Origin of the sequence: Streptomyces sp. L7, from assembly GCF_050990935.1 — a bacterium.
Taxonomy (GTDB): domain Bacteria; phylum Actinomycetota; class Actinomycetes; order Actinomycetales; family Microbacteriaceae; genus Leifsonia.
Genome location: NZ_CP194646.1, coordinates 1 through 18,813, shown reverse-complemented (window position 1 = coordinate 18,813; position 18,813 = coordinate 1). Strand labels below are relative to the sequence as shown.

The window sequence follows — 18,813 nt, the reverse complement described above, 5'->3', positions numbered from 1 at the left end:
TCGCGGAGTCCTCGTGTTGCCCACGGCATCTACATCGCCACCCCTGCTGCGCTGAGTCCGAAGCTGAACTCGTTGAAGGCGAAGTCGGTCAATACGTCGCCATTGAACACGTCGTGCAAGAGGACCAGGTTGTGCAGGGATGGCGTGCGGGCGAAGCAGCGCACGATCCGGCCTTCCTGCAGTTCGGTGACGTAGACGATCTCGCCGTGCGGGCCTTCGGACCAGCCGACCGCCGTCCCCGTGGCGGAGGGGACGTGCGCCCGGGAGCTCTCGCCGGCGACCTCCCGCAGCGCCGAGCAGGCACGCTCTACGAGGACGACCGAAGTCTCGATCTCAGACCAGCGGACTCGTGTTCGGGCGAGGACATCGGCGGTCTTCTCGACGGCGGGCTCCAGCCCCTCCACGAGAAAGCCGTAGGCATCGGTGGGCCTGCTCCACCGGTTGTCGTCGATGACTCCGCTTCCTCTGCCGACCGGGCCGAGCGCGCCCCACTCGCGCGCATGTGCCGGGTCCAGTCGGCCGGTTCCGCGGAGCCTGTCGAGGAAAGACGGTGTCTTCATAGCGAGCGCCGCATCCGGCCGGATGCGCTCCCTCAGCACACGCACCGCGTCCAGGATCTCGTCCGGGCTGAGTGCGAGCGGGCGCGCGATTCCACCGGGGACCACGAAGGAGCGTCCGAACCGGCTGCCGGTCAGTGCGCTCATCAACCGCAACGTGGATTCCTTGTGCCAGGCGAACCGTGCGTTCGCGACCGCGAGCCCGGCCGCTTCGGCGAGCTTCATGGCCACGTCGAGGTGGTTGGCGATCCGTTCGACCTCGGCGACGACGACCCGCGAGAGCTGTGCCCGCAGCGGAGGGATCGTGCCGGTGAGCGCCTCGACTGAATGCACGTACGCCGACGCATGGGTGGCCGAGGCGATTCCTTCGACGCGTTCGGCGACGAGGACGCCGTCGTCGATGCTGCGACCCTCGAACGCCTTCGCGATGCCGCGGTGCTTGTAGTGCGGCCGGATGTTCAACCGCGGGATGTCCTCTCCGGGCGTCTCGACGAGGTACTCGATCGACTCGGCGACACCCGAGCGGACCGGGCCGTAGGCGATCGTGAACAACCCGCGACCCTCCACCTCGACTGGGCCCGGCGGTGTAGCGGTGCGAACGGCGGATTCCTCCAGGTGCGCACCGTTCTGTCCCGGCCGTGGCCGCAGAGAGCCCTCCGCGATCGGCAACAACAGTGGGTCGAGCCGGGGGTGCCCGACCGGAACGACCCCGGACAGATCCGCCGCGGCGCGCTCGTACCAGAACGCACTCGGCACCACCGGGGTCAGCGCGGGATAGCGCAGACCGTCACCCTCGTCGACCACGTCGATCGAGCGGAGCTCGAACCCGCCGTCCACCGCCAGCAGCACGGTCAACCGGCAGCCGCCGGCGGTCGCGGTGCCGAACAGGCCGGCGAAGCGTGCGCCATCCTCGATGCTGTCGCGGATCGCGTCCCGCCACTGCTCTGCCAGCCGGACGTCGCTCATCGCCCCACCCCCAACTGCTGCGCTCCCGCGTTCAACAGCGCCGACAATGCGTCCGGAGGGTGCACGCCGAGCCAGAGCAGCGCCACCATCGCCACGACGACGGGGACCACCATCCACATACTCGGCTCGCCGCGAGTGGGAAGCGGCTCGCCGTCGCGAGCGGGTCGGAACAGCATCCGCGTCACCGCCATGGAGAGCCCGAAGAACGCGAACGTGACCAGCAGCACCAGCGCCGCCGCGCCCGCGGTTTTCGCGCCCTGAAGGCCCCCGATGACGATCTGGAACTCGCTGCGGAAGATGCTGAACGGCGGCAGCGCGCAGAGCGCGAAGATCGCCAGCAGGAACAGCGGCGCCGACCAGGGCAGCACCCCGAGCCCATCCCGGATCCGGCGGAGCTCTTTCGTCCGGTACGTGTGGACGAACACCCCGGCGCCCATGAACGCCGCGCCCTTGCCGAGCGCGTGACCCAGGACATGCAGTAACACCCCGGCGAAGGCGAGGGGGTGCCGAAGCTGACGCCGATCGCGAGGATACCCATGTGCTCGATGCTGGAGTACGCGAGCATCCGTTTGAGGTTCTTCTGGTCGAACAGGTACAGGGCGGCCAGCAGCAGCGAGAGCACGCCGAAGATCAGCAGCATCGTCTGCGGGAACGTCGGCCCGAGCGCGGCGACGGCGACCTGGAAGTAGCGGACGATCGCGTAGAAGCTGGTCGCCAGGAGTGCTCCGGAGAGCAGCGCGGACACCGGGGTCGGCGCCTCCGAGTGCGCGTCGGGCAGCCAGGTGTGCACCGGGAAGAGCCCCACCTTCGTCCCGTACCCGACAACCGCAAGAGCGAACGCGAATTGCACCGGCGTCGACGGAAGGTGCTTCGCCGCGTCCAGCAGCGGCGCGAAAGCCAGGTCGTAGGAGGAGCCGAGGGCCGTGGCTCCGGCGTAGTAGAGCATGATCGTGGCCAACAGCGCGATGCCAAGCCCTGAGGAGGCGATGAGGACGTACTTCCAGGCGGCTTCAGCGGCTTCGTCCGTGTTGTCGAGGGCGACGAGCAGCGCGGAGACGACGGTGGTGATCTCCACGGCGATCCAGAGCAGCGCGAGCCCGTTGACCAGGGGCGCGCAGATCATCGACCAGGCGAAGATGTTGAAGCCGGCGTAGAACCGGGCGGAGTAACGCCGGAAGCTGCGATCGACGCTGACGCTCGAACCGGCTGCCGAGCGGGCACGATCACCGAAGTAGCCGACGGCGTAGATGCTGGTCAGCGCGAACAGGGCGGTGGTCGCCAGGAGGAACACGCAACCGACCGCATCCAGACGGAGATAGCCGGTCACCTCGACGGTGCCGGTGGTGGCTGCCGGGATGAGCACGATCGAGAAGGCGACGCAGGCGATGGAGACGACCACTGTCAGGGCGCGGGCGACCCGGTACGGAGTGACGAAGCAGATGATCGCGGCGCCCAGCGGCAGGGTGATGAGGAGGATCAGCAGTGTCGACATCTCAGCCTCGCAGCCGGTCGAGCGGGATGGTGGAGAGCGTGTTGGAGCGGCCGTGGTGGATGCGGATGAGCACACCGAAGACGACGACGGCGACCAGCAGGTCGAACAGGAACGCGACCTCGAGGATGAGCGGAAGCCCGGCGGCCACGACCAGGCTCGCCATCGAGACACCGTTCTCCAGCGAGAAGAACCCGATCGCCTGACTGACCACGTCCCGCCGCAGGATCATCAGCACGAACGACACGAGCACGACGGCCATCGACAGACTCAACGCGGTGGATGGCAGCACCGGTGAGTTGATGTGCAGCGCTCCGACGGCGAAGAACCCGAAGGCAGCGACGATCAGGGCAATCACAACCTCGCTGGCCACACCGACCGCGCCGCTTCCGGCGATCTCGGTCCCGGAGCGACGCAGCTGCCGGAGCATCACCAGCGGGACGATCACCACCTTCAGCGCGAAAGAGATCGCGGCCAACGCGTAGAGTTCGGGGATGCCACGGCCGGCAGCCACCACGAAGGCGAGCACGCTGACGGCGGCCGACTGCATGGCGTATAGCCCCACCTGGGAGCGCAGCATCGCCGCGCGCAACATCCCGAATTCGAGCAGCAGGACGATCACGGCGACCGTGTTCGCTGTGCCCTCGTATACGCTCGGCACGCTCTGCGCCGCAGCCGTCGCGGACAGGGACAGCATCAGCCACCTCCGAGGTAGAGGGTCAGGATGGCGAGCACCGCGAGCAGGAACGCGGCCGCGACGAACTCGGTGATTTTGAACAGCCGGAGCTTGGCGAACGTGTTGTCGATCACCGCGACGACGACACCGAGGGCGGTGGCCTTCACCAGCAGAGCGATGATTGCGAGCACCACGAGGTCCAGGCGTCCGCTCGGTGCGAGACCCCACGGCGCCACGAAAACGTTGAGCAGGATCGTGTAGAAGATCAGCTGCTTCGCCGCCGATCCCCACTTCAGCAAGGCCAGGTAGGGCCCGGAGTGCTCGAACGACCTGGCCTCCTCGATCATGCCGAACTCGATCGTGCCGGTATGGGTCTCAACGGGGATGCGGGCCGTCTCGAACAGGATCACCATGAACAACGCCGCCGAAGCCAGAAGGTGCGCCGGCCGCACGATCTGCTCCGGCCCGCTTGTGACGGTCGCGCCCAGCACGTACGGCAGATCCGTGGTCGTGAGGATCGCGACCGTGAAGACGACCAGCAGCACGACCGGCTCTGTGATCGCCCCGAAGGTCTTCGCGCGGCTGGCGCCGAGCTGCGCGTACGGGTCGCCAGTGGAGGCTGCGGCGACGGCGACCACGAAGCTCGCGAGCGCGAGGATGAAGCCGCCGCCGAGGATGTCGCCCATATTCCCCAACGGCAGCCCGAAGGTGGTCAGCACGGGGATCAGCAACGGGACGGTCAGGTAGCAGGCGAACGCGATCACCGGACCGGCGAGGAAGAACCAGCCGGCGCCTGCCGGGGCGAGAGCCTCCTTGCCGAACAGCTTCGCGAGGTCGAAGTAGGGCTGCAGGATTCTTGGGCCTCGGCGCCCCTGCATCCGGGCTTCGATGCTCGCGATGATCCCGCTCACGCCCGGCGCGGCGCCGGCGATCGTGAGGACTTGAAGGAATTGGATGACGGGTGCGGAGAGTTCGATCACTGTGCTCCCGCCGCGGTCGTTGCAGCCACGGTCGGAGGTGGATCGGAGCGAGGGCTCTGCCCGGTGCTCTCGTCCTCGTTCCAATGCGCGTGCATGCCTGTTCCCATCTCTGGTCACAGGGGCTATCAGCGCGTAGGCGGTTCGGACGAGGGTCGTCCCGGCGAGCTCCATCGCCGGATGTTCAGTGAATCACGGCTCTTCGAATGCGGTCAAGGACATCCGTTCGGCGGGTCGCGGATCCTTCTCGTCGCCGAATACGCGTTGGTAGACGTCCCAGCCGAAGCTGGTGGAGAGGGGTTCGCCTTCGGTCAGGGTGAAGTCGCGGCCGCCGTCCTCTGCGCGATGGGCGCGCAGGAAGAGCGTGTCCTCGCGGTTTTCCTCGCGCAGCTGGTGCGCGAAGTCGAACAGGTGGGTCACGAAGGCGACGGTCACCGCGCGGTCCCGGAACGCGTGGACGACGTGACGAGAGATCTCCGAGCCTTCCCGTTCGTTGGTGGAGGCGAACGATTCGTTGAAGAGCACCATCGCCCCGGGTGTCACGGCGTCGACGATCCGGCTCATCCGGCCGAGCTCCTCATCCAGCTTGCCGCTGACGAGCTGCTTGTCCTCCTCGCGCTTGAAGTGGGTGAAGATGCCGGTGCGGACACCGGTGCTCAACGCCGTGGCGGGGGCGAAGAGTCCGCACTGGGTGAGCAGCTGGGCCTGGCCCAGGCTGCGCAGGAACGTGGACTTGCCGCCGCGGTTCGCTCCGGTGATCACGACCAGAGGGGTCGCTGTGGCATCGATTGTGTTGCCGACGGCGGGCCGGCCGCTGATCAGCACGAGAGCGATGTCGTAGAGCTCGTCTGCCGCGAATCCGGCCGTGTCGGTCAGTGTGGGGATTGTCGTCGGTTCGCCCTGCGCGGTCAGCGCGTCGTGGAGGTTGATGGCTCCGAGGTAGAACGCGAGCTCGCGTTGCAGCATCGTCAGGAAGCTCTTGATGTGATCGGTGGACTGGATCAGCGCGTTTGCGACGAGGTCGACTCCGCGGTCCTGGAGCTCGTGGAGTGCGCTGAAGCCGGCCTCGTCCCGGTCCGGGATGGTCATCGTGTGCGCGGGGTGGGTGAACCCCAGCCGCTGCAGCAGCGGGATACGGCGGCCGGAGGGGCGGCGCAGGGTGATCCTTGTGGGCTTGTTCGCCTCTCCGAGGTGGGCGCTGCTGAGCACTCCGTGCCGGAATCGCAACTGGGCGAGGTGCTCGTCGATCTCCTCGAAGTACTCGTCCGTCAACTCGGACTGCAGCATCTGGAACAGGGTCGTGAACGCCGGCGACCGGAAGGCGGGTGCGTTTTCGTCGGCGAGCAGCCGCAGGCTCCGCAGGTAGCGGATGTACACCTCCATCAGCTGGCTGCCGTGATGAACCATCCCGGACGGGGAGGACAACCCCCAGCTGTAGATGCGTTTCGCCTCCGCCAGCGCTTGGACCGGCAGCGCGTAGAGCGCGCGGATTGCGTCCGGGTTCGCGAGTGCGTCGGTGAGGGCCTGCTGGCGGTGACGGATCTGGTCCGCGTCGGTCAACGGCTGGTGGAGGGCCGCGGTCGCGGTCTCGGCGAGGAATGCGTCGTCGGCTGCCATCGCGCGCACGAGGACGCCGAGTTCGAGGTCGGCGAACCGGTCGTGCTGGTTCTCATCCGGATGATCGATGAGAACGAAGTCGGCGTCGGTGAAGAGCAGGTGGGCCTTCATGATGCGATCCGTTCGGTGATCCGGGCGGTGGACAGTCCGTAGCGGTCAGCGAGGGCGGTCGCGTGTGCCAGGCCGTCGGCGGGCCGCCGTTCGATGTGGAAGGTGCGCCGGGTCACGTCGTCCGGGTCGACCTCGGCGACCATGCTGACCGTCTCCGGACCGAGGGCGGTCAGCTCGTCAATGAACGTCACGTAGACGCCCATCGCGCCCTCATCGATCAACGTGCGGAGGATCCTCTCGCCGAGCTCGAGCGCGTCCTGGGCGGTGGTGGAGGTGAACGTCTCGTTCATGATCACGATGCTGCGATCGTCAGCCGAGGAGATGATCGCGTGCGCCCGCACCAGGTCGTCCTCGAGTTTGCCGGCCAGGTTGGTGAGATCTTCCTGCCGTTCGAAGTGAGTGTAGAGCCGGTCGAACAGCGGGAGGACCGCCTGGCGCGCCGGGACGGGGAGTCCGAGTGCGGCGAGGTAGTGCAGCTGCCCGAAGGACCGTGCGAACGTGGTCTTGCCGCCCTGGTTGGCGCCGGTGACTACGAGGAACTGCTCCCCGCGCCGGAGTTGGAAATCGTTGGTGACCAGCGGCGTCGCGTCCGTCTGTCGCTTATATGCCAGCGCGAGGTCGTAGCCGCCGGTGACGTTGCTTTCGCGTTCGTCGACGACACGGGGCACGCAGACCGGCAGTCTGTTGCCTGAGGCGTGGGCCAGGTAGTCCTGGTAGGTGAAGTAGAACTGCAGCTCACGGTCGAACCGGGCGAGCGTCGCGGACTGGAACGTCGCGTGCTCATTGCAGAACTCGGCCAACGCCGCGAATGGCTCCGGGAACACGTCAGCCACCAGGCCCAGGATGCCCGCCTCGACATGGTTCATGTCGACCGTGTCGATGAACTTCATCCGGTGCGTTCCGACGTCGGACTGCCGGAACTTCGCGAAGGTCGCAGCGACGTCGGCGCTGAAGTCCGTCTCGCCGCCGTATGGGATCACGGTGACGCTGTTGCCGTCGATGAGGAACTCGTACTCGACCTCGTCCAGCTGTTCGGTCACACGTTCGGCGTCCTCCGCCAGCCGAGTGAATCCCTCTGAGGCGATGTAGCGGTCCAGGTGGTCCTGGAACGCCAGCATTCCCGCCGATTGGAGCGGTGCGTCCATGAGTCCGCGGGCGAGGTTGCCGGTTAGGGTCACATAGTGGGTGACGGCGTCCAGGAACACCCGTTGTCGTTGCAGCACGTATCGCAGTTTGTCGACCAGGGCGAGCTGGGTGCGCAGTTCCCGCATGCCCTCGGCGAAGGCCCGCCCACTCTGCTGCACGCGTTCGTGCGCCAGGTCGGCGAGCACCGCATGACGGAACTCCACCTGCTCCAACGTGGTCAGCGGCGTCCAGTAGAACGGCCGCAGGTTGTAGTCGTCCGTGCCGACCAAGCGTTCGATCACTAGATCGAGGGCAAGGTCGGGGAAGCAGTCCGGTTGCGTTCTTGCCAACTCCATGGTGGCGGCGTCGGTGCCGGCTGGGCCGGCGGCCGGAAACAGGATGCTCGTCAGTTGTGCGCGGTTCTCTTCCACGTGGTCCTCCTACCTGGACGCGATGCAGAGCAAGGGTGTTCAGGTAGAAGCCATCAGCGGGGACCCGCGGTTTCGGTGAGCTTCATCACCGTTTGGGAGCACAACGATACACCCCCGGCGGTGTGGTTGAACTCGTCGCACCTTCTGGCACACTGTGAGGTGACGATGAACTCGTCGCGGTGGTGGGGCTCACCGCGAACAACCTCGGCGCCGCCGACAACAGTCCCTATCTCGCCAGACGCGCGCGCCCGCCGCCGAGATAGGAGACGTCAATGTCCGATCCCCACACCCCGGACCAGAACCGCTCCGTCATCCTCGTAGGTGTCGAACACGGGTTGGCCGACGCCGTCCTGCTGGAAGCAGCCCATATCGCCCGAGACCTGGACTGCGAACTCATCTGCGCCCACGTCGACCTCGGCCGGTATACGGTCGACGAGAACCCGGACGGATCGGTGCATTCGCTCCCCTTCGACCCCGACCTCCCGGAACTCGATGAGGACGTATTCGACACCGAACTCGCCGCACACATCGAGAAGACCCTCGCAAAGACCGGCGTCAACTGGAGCAAGCGCGAACTCGCCGGCGACCCCGCCCATGCGCTCGGACATCTCGCCGAGACGCTGAACGCCCGCATGATCGTCGTCGGCACCCACGAAGCCGGCCTGCGCTCGGGCCTTCGCGAATTCTTCCGCTCCTCTGTCGCTGTCCACCTCGCGCACCGACAGCACCGGCCGGTGCTGGTCGTCCCCCTGTCGCCGGTGACCGACGGCCGGGCGCTGCCGTGGGAGTGACACGGCTCTACGAGGTCTACCTGCTTCGGCACGGTGAGAGCACCGCGAACGCGCAAGGACTTTTCACCGGTGTGCTCAACCCGCCGTTGACCGAGCGTGGGCGTATTGAAGCGCGAGACGCCGGACTGTTGCTGCAAGCGGCGGGCATCAGGCCTGTATCGATCTTCGCGTCGGCGCTCGAGCGGACCATCGCCACGGCACTCATCGTCAAGGATGTCCTCGGCCTTGACGCGGACCTGCGCATCGAGTGGCGGTTGAACGAACGCAACTACGGTGCGCTTACGGGCCAGTCCAAGACAGCGGTCGCTCGCCGCTATGGAGTGAGCCAATTCCTCACCTGGCGACGCTCGTTCCTCACCGCGCCGCCACCGATGAGCGCCGAACAGCTCGAGGCGATCCGGTCCGAAGAGCCCTTCCGGTCACTCCCGCAGGCCGCTCTGACCCCGACGGAGTCGCTCCATGACGTCGGACGGCGGATCCTGCCCTTCGTCGCCGAGCAGCTGTATCCCGCGCTGGTCGAAGAATCGCCGGTGATCGTGGTCGGTCATGGGAACTCGCTTCGCGCCCTGTGCATGATCATCGAGGGCCTCACCCCGCGGCAGGTCGAGCAGCTGGCGATTCCGACCGGTCAGCCCTTGCGGTATCGTTTCGATCTCCGGTCCGGAACGCCCGCTCTCGTAGCACGCGACTACCTCGACCCCGACGCCGCTGTCGAAGCCACCGAACTCCTCAACCGGCAAGGGGGCACCTAGGTGTCGCCTGCGCGAACAGAACCAACCATGAACCCAGACCCCAACGACACTCTCCCCATCGACTCAGACATCGAAGTCGATGACACGCGCACCCGCACACCGCGGCCCGTCCACCTGCGCTGGCGCTACATCGGGCTGGTCTTCGCCGGCGGAGCCATTGGCACGGCCGTTCGCTACCTGTTGTCGTTGAGCATCCCTGCTTGGAACGGCCTGCCGGTCGCGACGTTCGGCATCAATGTCACCGGGGCGTTCTTGCTCGGCTGGCTTCTTGAGACCCTGTCCCGCGGCGGACCAGACGAGGGCAGGCGCAGAGCCATCCGTCTCTTCGCCGGAACCGGGATCATGGGGGGCTACACGACGTATAGTTCGTTTGCGGTCGACACCGACGGGCTCATCGCTACCGCGCACCTCGGCGACAGCATCCTCTACGCCTTGGCCACCGTGCTCGTCGGCGCCGCCGCATCGGTCGGAGGCATCGCGCTCGGCGCAGCCATCCACCGAGCCCGTGCACGGAAGGAGCGCGCGCGATGATCGGTCTGCTCGTTCTCGGGGTCGCCCTCGCCGGCGGCCTCGGCGCCACCTGCCGACTCGTCCTCGACGGAATCCTGAAGGCACGCGTGCGCGTCGCGTACCCGCTCGGCACCACGGTGATCAACATCACCGGCTCTTTCCTGCTCGGCCTGGTGACCGGCCTGGCGGTCACCCACCTCCTCCCACCGGAGTGGCGGGCGATCATCGGGGTCGGCTTCATCGGCGGATACACCACCTTCAGCACCGCCAGCTTCGAGACAGTCCGACTCGCCCAGGAAGGACGCTACGCGGCCGCGGTCTCCAACGGCTTCGGGATGCTCGCAGGCGCCCTCTTGGTCGCCGGTCTGGGGCTCTGGCTCGGCGGCATGTTCTGACAGGTCGCTGAGAATCACCACGCGAGACACTTTCGCTCTCGAGATTTCTCTGGCACACTCCTGATCAGCGCTTCGGCGCTTCGGCGGTGGGGCTCGCCGACACCAACCTCGATGCCGACAACGGTCCCTATCTCACGCGATAACGCATGCCCGCGCGCATGCCCTGAGATAGGAGAAACCGATGCACGCCCACGGCTACACCGGTCACATCGACCCTGCCCACCAGGGCCACTATGTGAGCCACCCCGAAGGCCACCCCGTCGTGATTGACCAGGTGACAGCCCGCCAAATCCTCGACTCCCGCGGCTATCCGACCGTCGCTGTCGCCCTGCACCTCGAGGACGGCACCACCGTCGAAGCCTCGGCACCCGCTGGCGCATCCACCGGCGTGTTCGAGGCGGTCGAACTGCGGGACGACGGCCCGTCGTACTCCGGCCGCAGCGTCCACAAGGCCGTTACCTCGGTCACTGACGAGATCTCGCCCGCGCTTGTGGGCAAGCACTGGCGGACCATTCGCGACCTCGACACCGCCATGCGGGAACTCGACGGCACCGACAACCTCGCCCGCCTCGGCGCAAACGCCGTCGTCGCGGTCTCGATCGCCGCCTCCCGAGCGTTCGCCCACGCCGCCGAAGTGCCGCTGCACGTCTGGCTGGCGCGCGTGACCGACAGCGCCGAACGGATGCCCGTCCCGCACTTCAACGTGCTCAACGGCGGCGCTCACGCTGCGAACCCCCTCGAGTTCCAGGAATTCATGATCGCCCCGGTCGGCGCCGTCGACGAAGCCGCGGCCGTCGAGGCCGGGGCGGAGATCTATCATGCCCTCGCCGCGCGGGTGAAGGCCCGCTTCCACACTGCGGGGCTCGGCGACGAGGGCGGCTTCGCGCCGGACATCGCCAGCCCGGAGGACGCTATGGACCTGCTCGTCCAGGCGATCCAGGACGCGGGATATACGCCGGGTGTAGACGAGGTAGCTATCGCGATCGACCCGGCCGCCAACGGGTTCTACGAACGGGAGGGCCAGTACAAGATCGCCGGCCGGCTGATCGGCCGCGACCAGCTCGTCGACTACTACGTCAAGCTGCTCGACCAGTACCCCCTGCGCAGCATCGAGGACGGATTCGCGGAGGACGACCACGCGGGCTGGAAGCTCCTGTTCGACGCGGTCGGTGACCGCACCCAATTGGTCGGCGACGACCTCTACGTCACCGACATGCGCCGCATCGCCGACGGAGCCCGCAACCACTACTCCAACGCCGCCCTGATCAAGCCGAACCAGATCGGAACCGTGTCGGCGACCCTCGACGCGATCGAGACCGCCCGCCGGCTCGGGATGGCGTCGATGGTCTCCCACCGCTCCGGTGAGACCACCGACACGTTCATCGCCGACCTTGTCGTCGGAACCGGCGTCGGGCAGATCAAGACCGGGGCGCCCGCCCGCGGAGAGCGGGTGGCGAAGTACAACCGGCTCCTGGAGATCGCCGATGAGAACCCGGGCCTGCCATACGGGCTTGCGTTCGCGAGCGCAGAGGAGTTCGCCGCGATCGACAACTGAGTTGACCAGACGTGGGGCGGTGGCTTGTGCGAGCCGCTGGCCCACCGGTTCGTGGACGCGTATCGGAGCGCCGCCAGAACCGTAGCGGTGGCGGCCCCGACCACCTTCCTTGGGGCCGTCACCGCTTTCATCTGTCTGCTAACGCGGCATCCACGCGCTGTGGGTGGCGTCGCGAGGTCAAGGCCGGGGGCCAAGAACGCCTCGGGAACGTTCTGATCCGACCGCCACTCAGGGGACCTCCTTCACGGACCGATGCACTCATTCGCGGAAGATGTGGATGGTTTCTCGGGTGGCGTAGAAACCGATGACGCGTCCGGCGAAGTGATCTGCCCACCCCTAGGCGCGCGTGTAGTCGAGCAAGATCCTGGCTGGGACGCTGGTTGCCAGGTCCACGTCGATGAGAGCGGCGCGGCGCTCAGTGAGCGGAAACGGGTTGTCCGGTGGGTGTGCGGATAGCCCGCTTGCCCTAGGCGAACATGATGAGTGCGGTGAGCGCAACCCGGCTGATTCCCCAGAGGAGGGCTGGTTCCCGCGAGAGTGCTCGGCGGTGGAGGCCGCGATCCTGGCGTGGCAGCATGTGCGCCATTGAAATCAAAGGAGCAGTTCAACTACTTGGCGTCGTTCTGTGAATCGGTGCCAGGTATCGCCGTGCCTTGCCAGGGCGCCGCGTTTGGGTCGGAGACGCTGCGGGTCGAGGTCTGGATCTTCGCGCAGCTTGACGAGAATCGCTTGGTGGTGAAGCTCCCCGCGCACCGCGTCGAGCAGGTGGCCTCTGCACTTGTTGGAACCCGATGGAACGCGGGCAGGCCGCGTCCGCTTCAAGAGAGGCTTGCCCTGCCTAGCGACTCGCCACTGCGGTGGGAGGATATCGCCGCTGGAGCGTTCGACTACGTGCGCTCGGAGTGACCTTCAGCTCCACTCGCTCGCGGCGGTTGTGAGGATTTCGTTAGGCTTCCGCAACCGGCACACGGCGTCTGCTATTGTCAGTTTTGGCAGAACTTCGTTAGGTGAGGCTTCTGCGCGAACACAGGCCACTGATCTGACGACGTCGAGAGACGCCCAAGATCAGGACAGGTCTCCCCGGCTTAAGGGGTGATCCCAAGTGGCTTCCCGCCTGATCCGTACGGGTCCGCGGGATACGTCGTGCAGTGCCGAAGCTCTTACGTGGGAGTCCCGTCGCCCGAACGCGCACGCGGCCGGGGTGGAGCCTGGCGCACGCCTGCCGTGAGTGCGAGGAGGTGATCCGCCGTGAGCGACGACCATAGTCCGTTCCGTCCCTGCTGCGCTCCCGCGACCACGGCCTCCCCGCGTTCCACGCCAGGCGGCCGCTGAGTCCCGCGCGGCAGGCGACACCCTTCGTCTCCTGTCTGCCCTTCGACTCAGGGAGGTCCTGTCATGCCTCTTCTCCGCACCGTCCCCGGCGCCGGCACGCTTCGCCGTGTCCGCTTCCGCTGGATCGACGTCCTGGTCGCCGTCACGATCGTCGTCCTCTTCTACCTGCTGATCCAGGCGACCGCCGGCGCCTCCGCGCCCGTACGGCTGGCCGAGGTGCCGTCGTCCATCGACACGGACCCCGCGCTGCTGCCGTACTACGCGCTGCGCTCGCTGCTGCGGATGTTCGCGGCGCTGGCCGCATCACTGGTGTTCACCTTCGTCGTCGCGACGGCCGCCGCGCGGCTGCCGCGGGCGGAGAAGGTGATCCTGCCGGCGCTGGATATCCTGCAGTCGGTCCCGATCCTCGGCTTCCTGTCGGTGACCGTGACCGGGTTCATCGCGCTCTTCCCCGGCTCCACGCTGGGGCTGGAGTCGGCTGCGGTCTTCGCGATCTTCACCTCGCAGGTGTGGAACATGACCTTCGCCTTCTACGCGTCGCTCACCAGCCAGCCCCGCGACCTCGACGAGGCCGCCCGGCTGACGCGGCTGACGAAGTGGCAGCGGTTCTGGAAGCTCGACGTCCCGTCCGGGATGATCCCGCTGGTCTGGAACGGGATGATGAGCTTCGGCGGCGCCTGGTTCTTCCTGGCGGCCTCCGAGGCGATCACCGTCAACAACCACAGCTTCGCGCTGCCCGGCGTCGGCGCCTACGTCGCCTCGGCGGTGGAGGCGGGCCAGCTCGACCGGGTCGGCTGGGCGATCGTGACGATGGCGATCATGGTGCTGGGCGTGAACTTCCTCTTCTGGCGTCCGCTGGTCGCCTGGGCGGAGCGGTTCCGCCAGGAGGACACCGCGCCCACCGACCGGCCGCGCAGCGTCGTCCTCGACGTGATCAGCCGGTCCTGGCTGCCGCGCGTCGTGGGGCGCGGGTTCGCCCCGATCGGGCGCGGTCTCGACAGGGCGACCCGGCCGTTCGGGCTGGCCGAGCACCCCTGCGGGTGCCCGAGGTACGCAAGCGCACGCTGGACGTGGTCGTGACCGTGCTTGTCGTCGCCGCGATCGTGGTCGGTGCCATCGCCTCCTACCTCTTCATCCAGCACTCGCTCGGGATGGGCGCGTTCCTGGAGGCGTTCGGGCTCGTCGCGGTGACGATGGCGCGCGTCGTCGTCATCCTGCTGTTCGCGACCATCGTCTGGGTGCCGGTGGGCGTGTGGATCGGAATGAACCCGCGGATCAGCCGGCTGGCCCAGCCGATCGTGCAGCTGCTGGCGAGCTTCCCGGCGAACTTCCTGTTCCCGTTCGCGATCGCGTTCTTCGTCGCGACGAGCATCCCGCTCGACTACGGCGGCATCCTGCTGATGGCGCTCGGCTCGCAGTGGTACATCCTGTTCAACGTCATCGCCGGCGCCAGCGCCATCCCGACCGATCTGCGGCAGGCGATGGACAGCTTCGGCGTGGGCCGCGTGCAGCGCTGGCGGAGACTGATCCTCCCGGCGATCTTCCCGGCCTACGTCACCGGCGGCATCACCGCGGCGGGCGGCGCGTGGAACGCGTCCATCGTCGCCGAGGTCGTCACCTACAACCACCACACCTACACCGCGACCGGCCTCGGCGCGTACATCGCCGACGCCACCCAGACCGGCGACATGGCCCGCGTGCTCGTCGGCGTCATCGTCATGTCCGTCTTCGTCGTCGGACTCAACCGTCTGTTCTGGCGCCGCCTGTACGCCGTCGCCGAGAAGCGCTTCAGCCTCTGACTTTCCGCCCGTGAGGAGGGCTCCCATCATGATCACCACGAACACCGCACTCATCGACGTCCGCGACGTCACCAAGTCGTTCGCCACCGACGGCGGCGAGAAGACCGTGCTCGCCGGCGTCACGCTCACCATCCGCCAGGGCGAGATCGTCGCCCTCCTCGGCCGCTCCGGGTCGGGCAAAAGCACGCTGCTGCGCTGCATCGCCGGGCTGATCGCGCCGACCACCGGCACCGTCGCGTTCAAGGGCGGCGTGCTCAACGGCGCCAACCCGGGCACGGCGCTGGTCTTCCAGTCGTTCGCGCTGCTGCCCTGGCTGACCGTGCTCGAGAACGTCGAGCTCGGGCTGGAGGCCAAGGGCGTCCGCCCGGAGGAGCGGCGCGAGCGCGCCCTCCGCGCGATCGACCAGATCGGCCTGGACGGGTTCGAGTCCGCCTACCCCAAGGAGCTCTCCGGCGGGATGCGGCAGCGCGTCGGGTTCGCCCGCGCGCTCGTCGTGGAGCCGGACGTGCTGCTGATGGACGAGCCGTTCTCGGCGCTCGACGTGCTCACCAGCGAGAACCTGCGCGGCGAGCTCGTGCGGATGTGGGGCGACGGCACCCTCCCGACCCGCACGGCGCTGATCGTCATCCACAACATCGAGGAGGCCATCCAGCTCGCCGACCGCGTTGTGGTGCTCGACTCCAACCCCGGCCGCATCAAGGCCGAGCTGACCGTCGACCTCCCGCAGCCGCGCGACCGCCGCAGCCCGGAGTTCGAGGCGCTCGTGGACGAGGTGTACAGCATCCTCACCGGCCAGCAGGCCGAGCCGCGTGCGACCCTGGCCGCGGACGCCGCGCGGCAGGAGCCCGACGTCGCCGGGATCGACCTCCCGCTGCCCACGGTCAGCACCGGCGAGCTCGGCGGCCTCGTGGAACTGCTCGCCGAGCGCGGAGGGCAGGACGGCCTCGCCGAGATCGCCGACGAACTCCGCTACGAGATCGACGACCTCCTGCCGATAGTGGATGCCGCCCACCTGTTAAAGCTCGCGCGTCCTCAGGGCACCGAACTGCGCATCACCGAGCAGGGCCGTCGCTACGCCGCCGCCGACCTGCTCCGTGCCAAAGAGCAGTTCGCGACCCTGGCGATGGAGGCGGCCCCGCTCGTGCGCCGCATCGTCCGCGATCTCCGGCACACGGGCACCGGTGCGATCAGCGCCGACGACGTCCTCGCCGAGCTGCGCGCCTTCTACGGCACCGACGACGCCCAGCGACAGCTCGACACCGCGATCGACTGGGGCCGCTACGGCGAGCTGTTCGAGTACGACGCCGACAGCGGGCGGTTGCTGCTCCCGACGCACCCGCACGCCAAGCAGGAAAGGAGCGAACGATGACGTTGCGTGAAGTGATCCCGCTCATGATCGGACTGGCGTGGCGACCTTGACCGTCAGGGCCCGGAGACTGATCGGCTGGGGGACCGCCAGCGACCGGCATCCGGGGGCTGGCTTCCAATACCGGGACTGGAGCTGTTCAGGGCGCTAGATGGCCGGGCTTGCGCAGCGTCGGCATAGGCAGCGCAACCGGTCCGGCAGGGTCAAGCCGAAGCGCACGGGCTCGCTTGGCCAGCAGGTGGTCGAGCGTCACCTCGATGCCCTCGATCTCCCCGCCCCAGCCTTGGCCTTCCGCTTGCTCACGCCGTGCTAGCAGATCCTTCTCGATTTGATCCAGGCGCGGCACCATCTGAGGCTCGACATGCAGCATCGGGCAGCGTACGCAGGCGTGTTCGTGAGCGCATGGGGTGCCGTAGGGACGGCCGCAGGTGCCGAGCTCGACCTTGCGCTTATCGAAGTGCTCTTCAAACTCGTCCCATTCCTCGGCGGGGGTGATGCGATACTCCCCTTTAGGGCGCAGTTGCCGGCGTCGGGTCAGGTGGAGCTGGTAATGACGGACCACTTCTTCGTCGAACACTGCGACGTAACCGCGAGTCGTCTGAAGACTCGCGTGACCGAGCAACGCCGCTCCGATATGGATAGGCAGTCCGTTGTTCACGAGGTCCGTCGCAAAGAGGCGCCGGAAATCATGCGGCGTGAACGTCAGGCCTTTGAATTGTGGGTGGTGTTCGGCCGCCTCCTGGCAAGCGCGGCCGATCATTCTGGCAACGGCCGATGGGCTCATCACGCCGCAGGTATGACCGCTGCTGCGCTGGAACAGAAACGGCATCGGCTCGGTGTGCTGCCGCTCGTGAGGGTCCCAGCGGCGCACGAGCGGGATCGCCCCGAGCCTGTCGGTCTGCCGACGGATGACCTGGGCGATTACGTGGAGAAGTTCAGGCGACATGGGAATGACACGTTCCCGGTCTGTCTTGGAAGGCGTGACGACGAGCAGCGCGACGATCTCGCCGTTCGATCGCCGATATTGCCGGACGGATAGGTGGGACAGCTCCAACAGTTCCTCGTGGCGCACCCCGGTGAGCCGTAGCACCTCGATGATCGCCCACGTCCAGAATGCCCGCGCTTCCTGGCTGTGGATCTCGATGCTAGGTCCGCCGTCGGCCCGCTGGATCCGGAGCGGGCCGTCCGTGGCCGCGGGCTCGAGGGCAGCGCCTCGGCGTGAGCGCGGGCCGCCATGCGGGAATGTAGCGGTCCTCGGTGCCGGTTCATTCCGCAGATAGCGGACGCCGTTCACCTCGAATTCGGCTCCACTCGATGCTTCGGCAGCGGCGAGCAGAGCGCTCATCTGGTCACGCACCGCCATGACGTGGTCGACCAGCAGCTCCAGCAGCGGCTGACGGGTGCGTGTCCGGTCGGCGATCCGCTCGGCTTGGCGCCGCCTGTCAGCGCTGTAGCCGCGGCTGGCGATGGGTGGGATCGGGCAGCGGGCGACCCATGGTCCCCATCGTGCCGGGTCCTCGATCGCCCAGCTTTGGATGTCGAGGTAGAGCGCGCGCACGGTGACGAGGAGGTCCCAGATGCTCTGGCGGGGTCGCGATCCTTCCGCAGTCTGGACGGTGTCGATCTCGGCGCGCCAGGCTTCGTATGTGGTCTCATCGAGGTCCAGGTCGTCCTGGTTCGGGTTTATCCGCTCGATGACGCACCAGAAGTTGCGAGTCAAAGCCCGGACCAGGTGGCTGAGTGTAGAGTAGTCCATCCCAAGTGCCCCGCGGTGAGAAATGTAGTCGATGAGGAGCTGGCGCACCCCGTAGTTGGAAACACCGTATGAGCCCACCATTTCTGCCACGCTTTTGCGGCCGCCCACCGTGGCGATGCGCATGGTCACGGGCGTGCCCTCCGGGAACTTGCCGGCGTCGACCAGCACCTGCCACACCAGGGCTCCCGCCAGCTTGCGAGTGTTCTTGTCCCGCGCGGTGCTGACCTCCCGCAACGCCAGGCCGAAGTGGATCAAGCTGCCGGGTGTGATGTCCGATGCGGGGATGGCCTGGATGGCGAGCATGTAGGAGAGGTCGGTGAGGGTCTGATTGCGCGACTTCGCGCTCACCGGAGCAGCCTCGATCGCAGCAGTGAGAGCAGCCAGGTCGCCGTCTTCGCGTTGGCTTGCGAGGAAGATCTTGAAGAAGTCGGAGACCGCAGTTGTCCGCAGGACCCGCAGCGACGGGACCAGGACCCGGAGGGCAACGAGCCAGGAGAAGCCGCTGGTCATCGTCCAGCTCGCGGCCGGTGCAGGGTTGAGCGAGGCGAGCATGCTCATTGAGGTCTCCCAACCGCTCGCTTCCCACCGCTGCTGCCAGGTCTCACCCG

Annotated in this window: 13 protein-coding genes, 3 pseudogenes and 2 riboswitches; of the genes and pseudogenes, 8 read left to right on the top strand and 8 right to left on the bottom strand. The window is 67.3% G+C overall.

Going from position 1 to position 18,813, the window contains the following annotated elements; all coding sequences use genetic code 11:
• Positions 1-29: 29 nt before the first annotated feature.
• The 7 genes and pseudogenes from ACR5MH_RS22045 to ACR5MH_RS22015 form a co-directional block, all read right to left on the bottom strand.
• Entirely contained in the window at positions 30-1,523 is a 1,494-nt protein-coding gene (locus ACR5MH_RS22045; protein WP_407791896.1) for an NADH-quinone oxidoreductase subunit C, read from the bottom strand.
• A gap of 281 nt (positions 1,524-1,804) precedes the next feature.
• Positions 1,805-1,960 (bottom strand): annotated as a pseudogene (locus tag ACR5MH_RS22040) (proton-conducting transporter membrane subunit); the annotation flags it as partial.
• 125 nt (positions 1,961-2,085) lie between these two features.
• Positions 2,086-2,646: pseudogene (locus ACR5MH_RS22035) on the bottom strand (proton-conducting transporter transmembrane domain-containing protein); the annotation flags it as partial.
• A 370-nt stretch (positions 2,647-3,016) separates the two neighbouring features.
• Complete coding sequence (locus ACR5MH_RS22030) at positions 3,017-3,709, bottom strand: hypothetical protein (RefSeq protein ID WP_407791895.1); 693 nt, start codon at positions 3,707-3,709, stop codon at positions 3,017-3,019.
• Positions 3,709-4,668 carry a respiratory chain complex I subunit 1 family protein gene (locus tag ACR5MH_RS22025; RefSeq protein ID WP_407791894.1) on the bottom strand — a complete coding sequence of 320 codons (960 nt, stop codon included), beginning with the start codon at positions 4,666-4,668 and terminating at the stop codon, positions 3,709-3,711. The genes ACR5MH_RS22030 and ACR5MH_RS22025 overlap by 1 nt, the downstream gene beginning before the upstream one ends.
• A 189-nt stretch (positions 4,669-4,857) precedes the next feature.
• Positions 4,858-6,393: a MutS-related protein gene (locus ACR5MH_RS22020; RefSeq protein WP_407791893.1), complete on the bottom strand. Its 1,536-nt coding sequence runs from the start codon at positions 6,391-6,393 to the stop codon at positions 4,858-4,860.
• Positions 6,390-7,949, bottom strand: a complete 1,560-nt coding sequence (locus tag ACR5MH_RS22015; RefSeq protein WP_407791892.1) for a MutS-related protein — start codon at positions 7,947-7,949, stop codon at positions 6,390-6,392. The genes ACR5MH_RS22020 and ACR5MH_RS22015 overlap by 4 nt, the downstream gene beginning before the upstream one ends.
• 37 nt (positions 7,950-7,986) lie before the next feature.
• Positions 7,987-8,048: riboswitch (Fluoride riboswitch) on the bottom strand.
• A gap of 173 nt (positions 8,049-8,221) precedes the next feature.
• Here ACR5MH_RS22015 and ACR5MH_RS22010 point away from each other — a divergent pair.
• From ACR5MH_RS22010 to ACR5MH_RS21975, 8 genes and pseudogenes are all read left to right on the top strand, one after another.
• Entirely contained in the window at positions 8,222-8,740 is a 519-nt protein-coding gene (locus ACR5MH_RS22010) for a universal stress protein (protein WP_175339100.1), read from the top strand.
• The gene (locus ACR5MH_RS22005) at positions 8,737-9,492 is read left to right on the top strand and encodes a 2,3-bisphosphoglycerate-dependent phosphoglycerate mutase (protein WP_407791891.1); all 756 of its coding nucleotides are present in this window, start codon (positions 8,737-8,739) and stop codon (positions 9,490-9,492) included. Before ACR5MH_RS22010 ends, ACR5MH_RS22005 begins: the two co-directional genes overlap by 4 nt.
• A gap of 27 nt (positions 9,493-9,519) precedes the next feature.
• Positions 9,520-10,023 (top strand): fluoride efflux transporter FluC, encoded by a 504-nt coding sequence (locus ACR5MH_RS22000; protein ID WP_175339102.1) that lies wholly within the window; start codon positions 9,520-9,522, stop codon positions 10,021-10,023.
• Complete coding sequence (gene crcB / locus ACR5MH_RS21995) at positions 10,020-10,397, top strand: fluoride efflux transporter CrcB (protein ID WP_407791890.1); 378 nt, start codon at positions 10,020-10,022, stop codon at positions 10,395-10,397. The genes ACR5MH_RS22000 and crcB overlap by 4 nt, the downstream gene beginning before the upstream one ends.
• 181 nt (positions 10,398-10,578) lie before the next feature.
• Positions 10,579-11,952, top strand: a complete 1,374-nt coding sequence (gene eno, locus ACR5MH_RS21990; RefSeq protein WP_407791889.1) for a phosphopyruvate hydratase — start codon at positions 10,579-10,581, stop codon at positions 11,950-11,952.
• Positions 11,953-12,537: 585 nt separating this feature from the next.
• Complete coding sequence (locus ACR5MH_RS21985; protein WP_407791888.1) at positions 12,538-12,858, top strand: hypothetical protein; 321 nt, start codon at positions 12,538-12,540, stop codon at positions 12,856-12,858.
• An 86-nt stretch (positions 12,859-12,944) separates the two neighbouring features.
• Positions 12,945-13,129: riboswitch (M-box (ykoK) riboswitch) on the top strand.
• 218 nt (positions 13,130-13,347) lie between these two features.
• Positions 13,348-15,083: pseudogene (locus tag ACR5MH_RS21980) on the top strand (ABC transporter permease).
• A gap of 28 nt (positions 15,084-15,111) precedes the next feature.
• Complete coding sequence (locus ACR5MH_RS21975) at positions 15,112-16,452, top strand: ABC transporter ATP-binding protein (RefSeq protein WP_407791887.1); 1,341 nt, start codon at positions 15,112-15,114, stop codon at positions 16,450-16,452.
• Between the two features lie 136 nt (positions 16,453-16,588).
• Here the strand turns inward: ACR5MH_RS21975 and ACR5MH_RS21970 are convergent, their stop codons facing one another.
• The gene (locus ACR5MH_RS21970; protein ID WP_433862716.1) at positions 16,589-18,763 is read right to left on the bottom strand and encodes a tyrosine-type recombinase/integrase; all 2,175 of its coding nucleotides are present in this window, start codon (positions 18,761-18,763) and stop codon (positions 16,589-16,591) included.
• Between the last annotated feature and the right edge of the window lie 50 nt (positions 18,764-18,813).

Coding starts and splice junctions, on each gene's coding strand:
- ACR5MH_RS22045 (WP_407791896.1), bottom strand. CDS start 1,523: ATGAGCGACGTCCGGCTGGCAGAGCAGTGGCGGGACGCGATCCGCGAC.
- ACR5MH_RS22030 (WP_407791895.1), bottom strand. CDS start 3,709: ATGCTGTCCCTGTCCGCGACGGCTGCGGCGCAGAGCGTGCCGAGCGTA.
- ACR5MH_RS22020 (WP_407791893.1), bottom strand. CDS start 6,393: ATGAAGGCCCACCTGCTCTTCACCGACGCCGACTTCGTTCTCATCGAT.
- ACR5MH_RS22010 (WP_175339100.1), top strand. CDS start 8,222: ATGTCCGATCCCCACACCCCGGACCAGAACCGCTCCGTCATCCTCGTA.
- ACR5MH_RS22000 (WP_175339102.1), top strand. CDS start 9,520: ATGAACCCAGACCCCAACGACACTCTCCCCATCGACTCAGACATCGAA.
- crcB (WP_407791890.1), top strand. CDS start 10,020: ATGATCGGTCTGCTCGTTCTCGGGGTCGCCCTCGCCGGCGGCCTCGGC.
- eno (WP_407791889.1), top strand. CDS start 10,579: ATGCACGCCCACGGCTACACCGGTCACATCGACCCTGCCCACCAGGGC.
- ACR5MH_RS21975 (WP_407791887.1), top strand. CDS start 15,112: ATGATCACCACGAACACCGCACTCATCGACGTCCGCGACGTCACCAAG.
- ACR5MH_RS21970 (WP_433862716.1), bottom strand. CDS start 18,763: ATGAGCATGCTCGCCTCGCTCAACCCTGCACCGGCCGCGAGCTGGACG.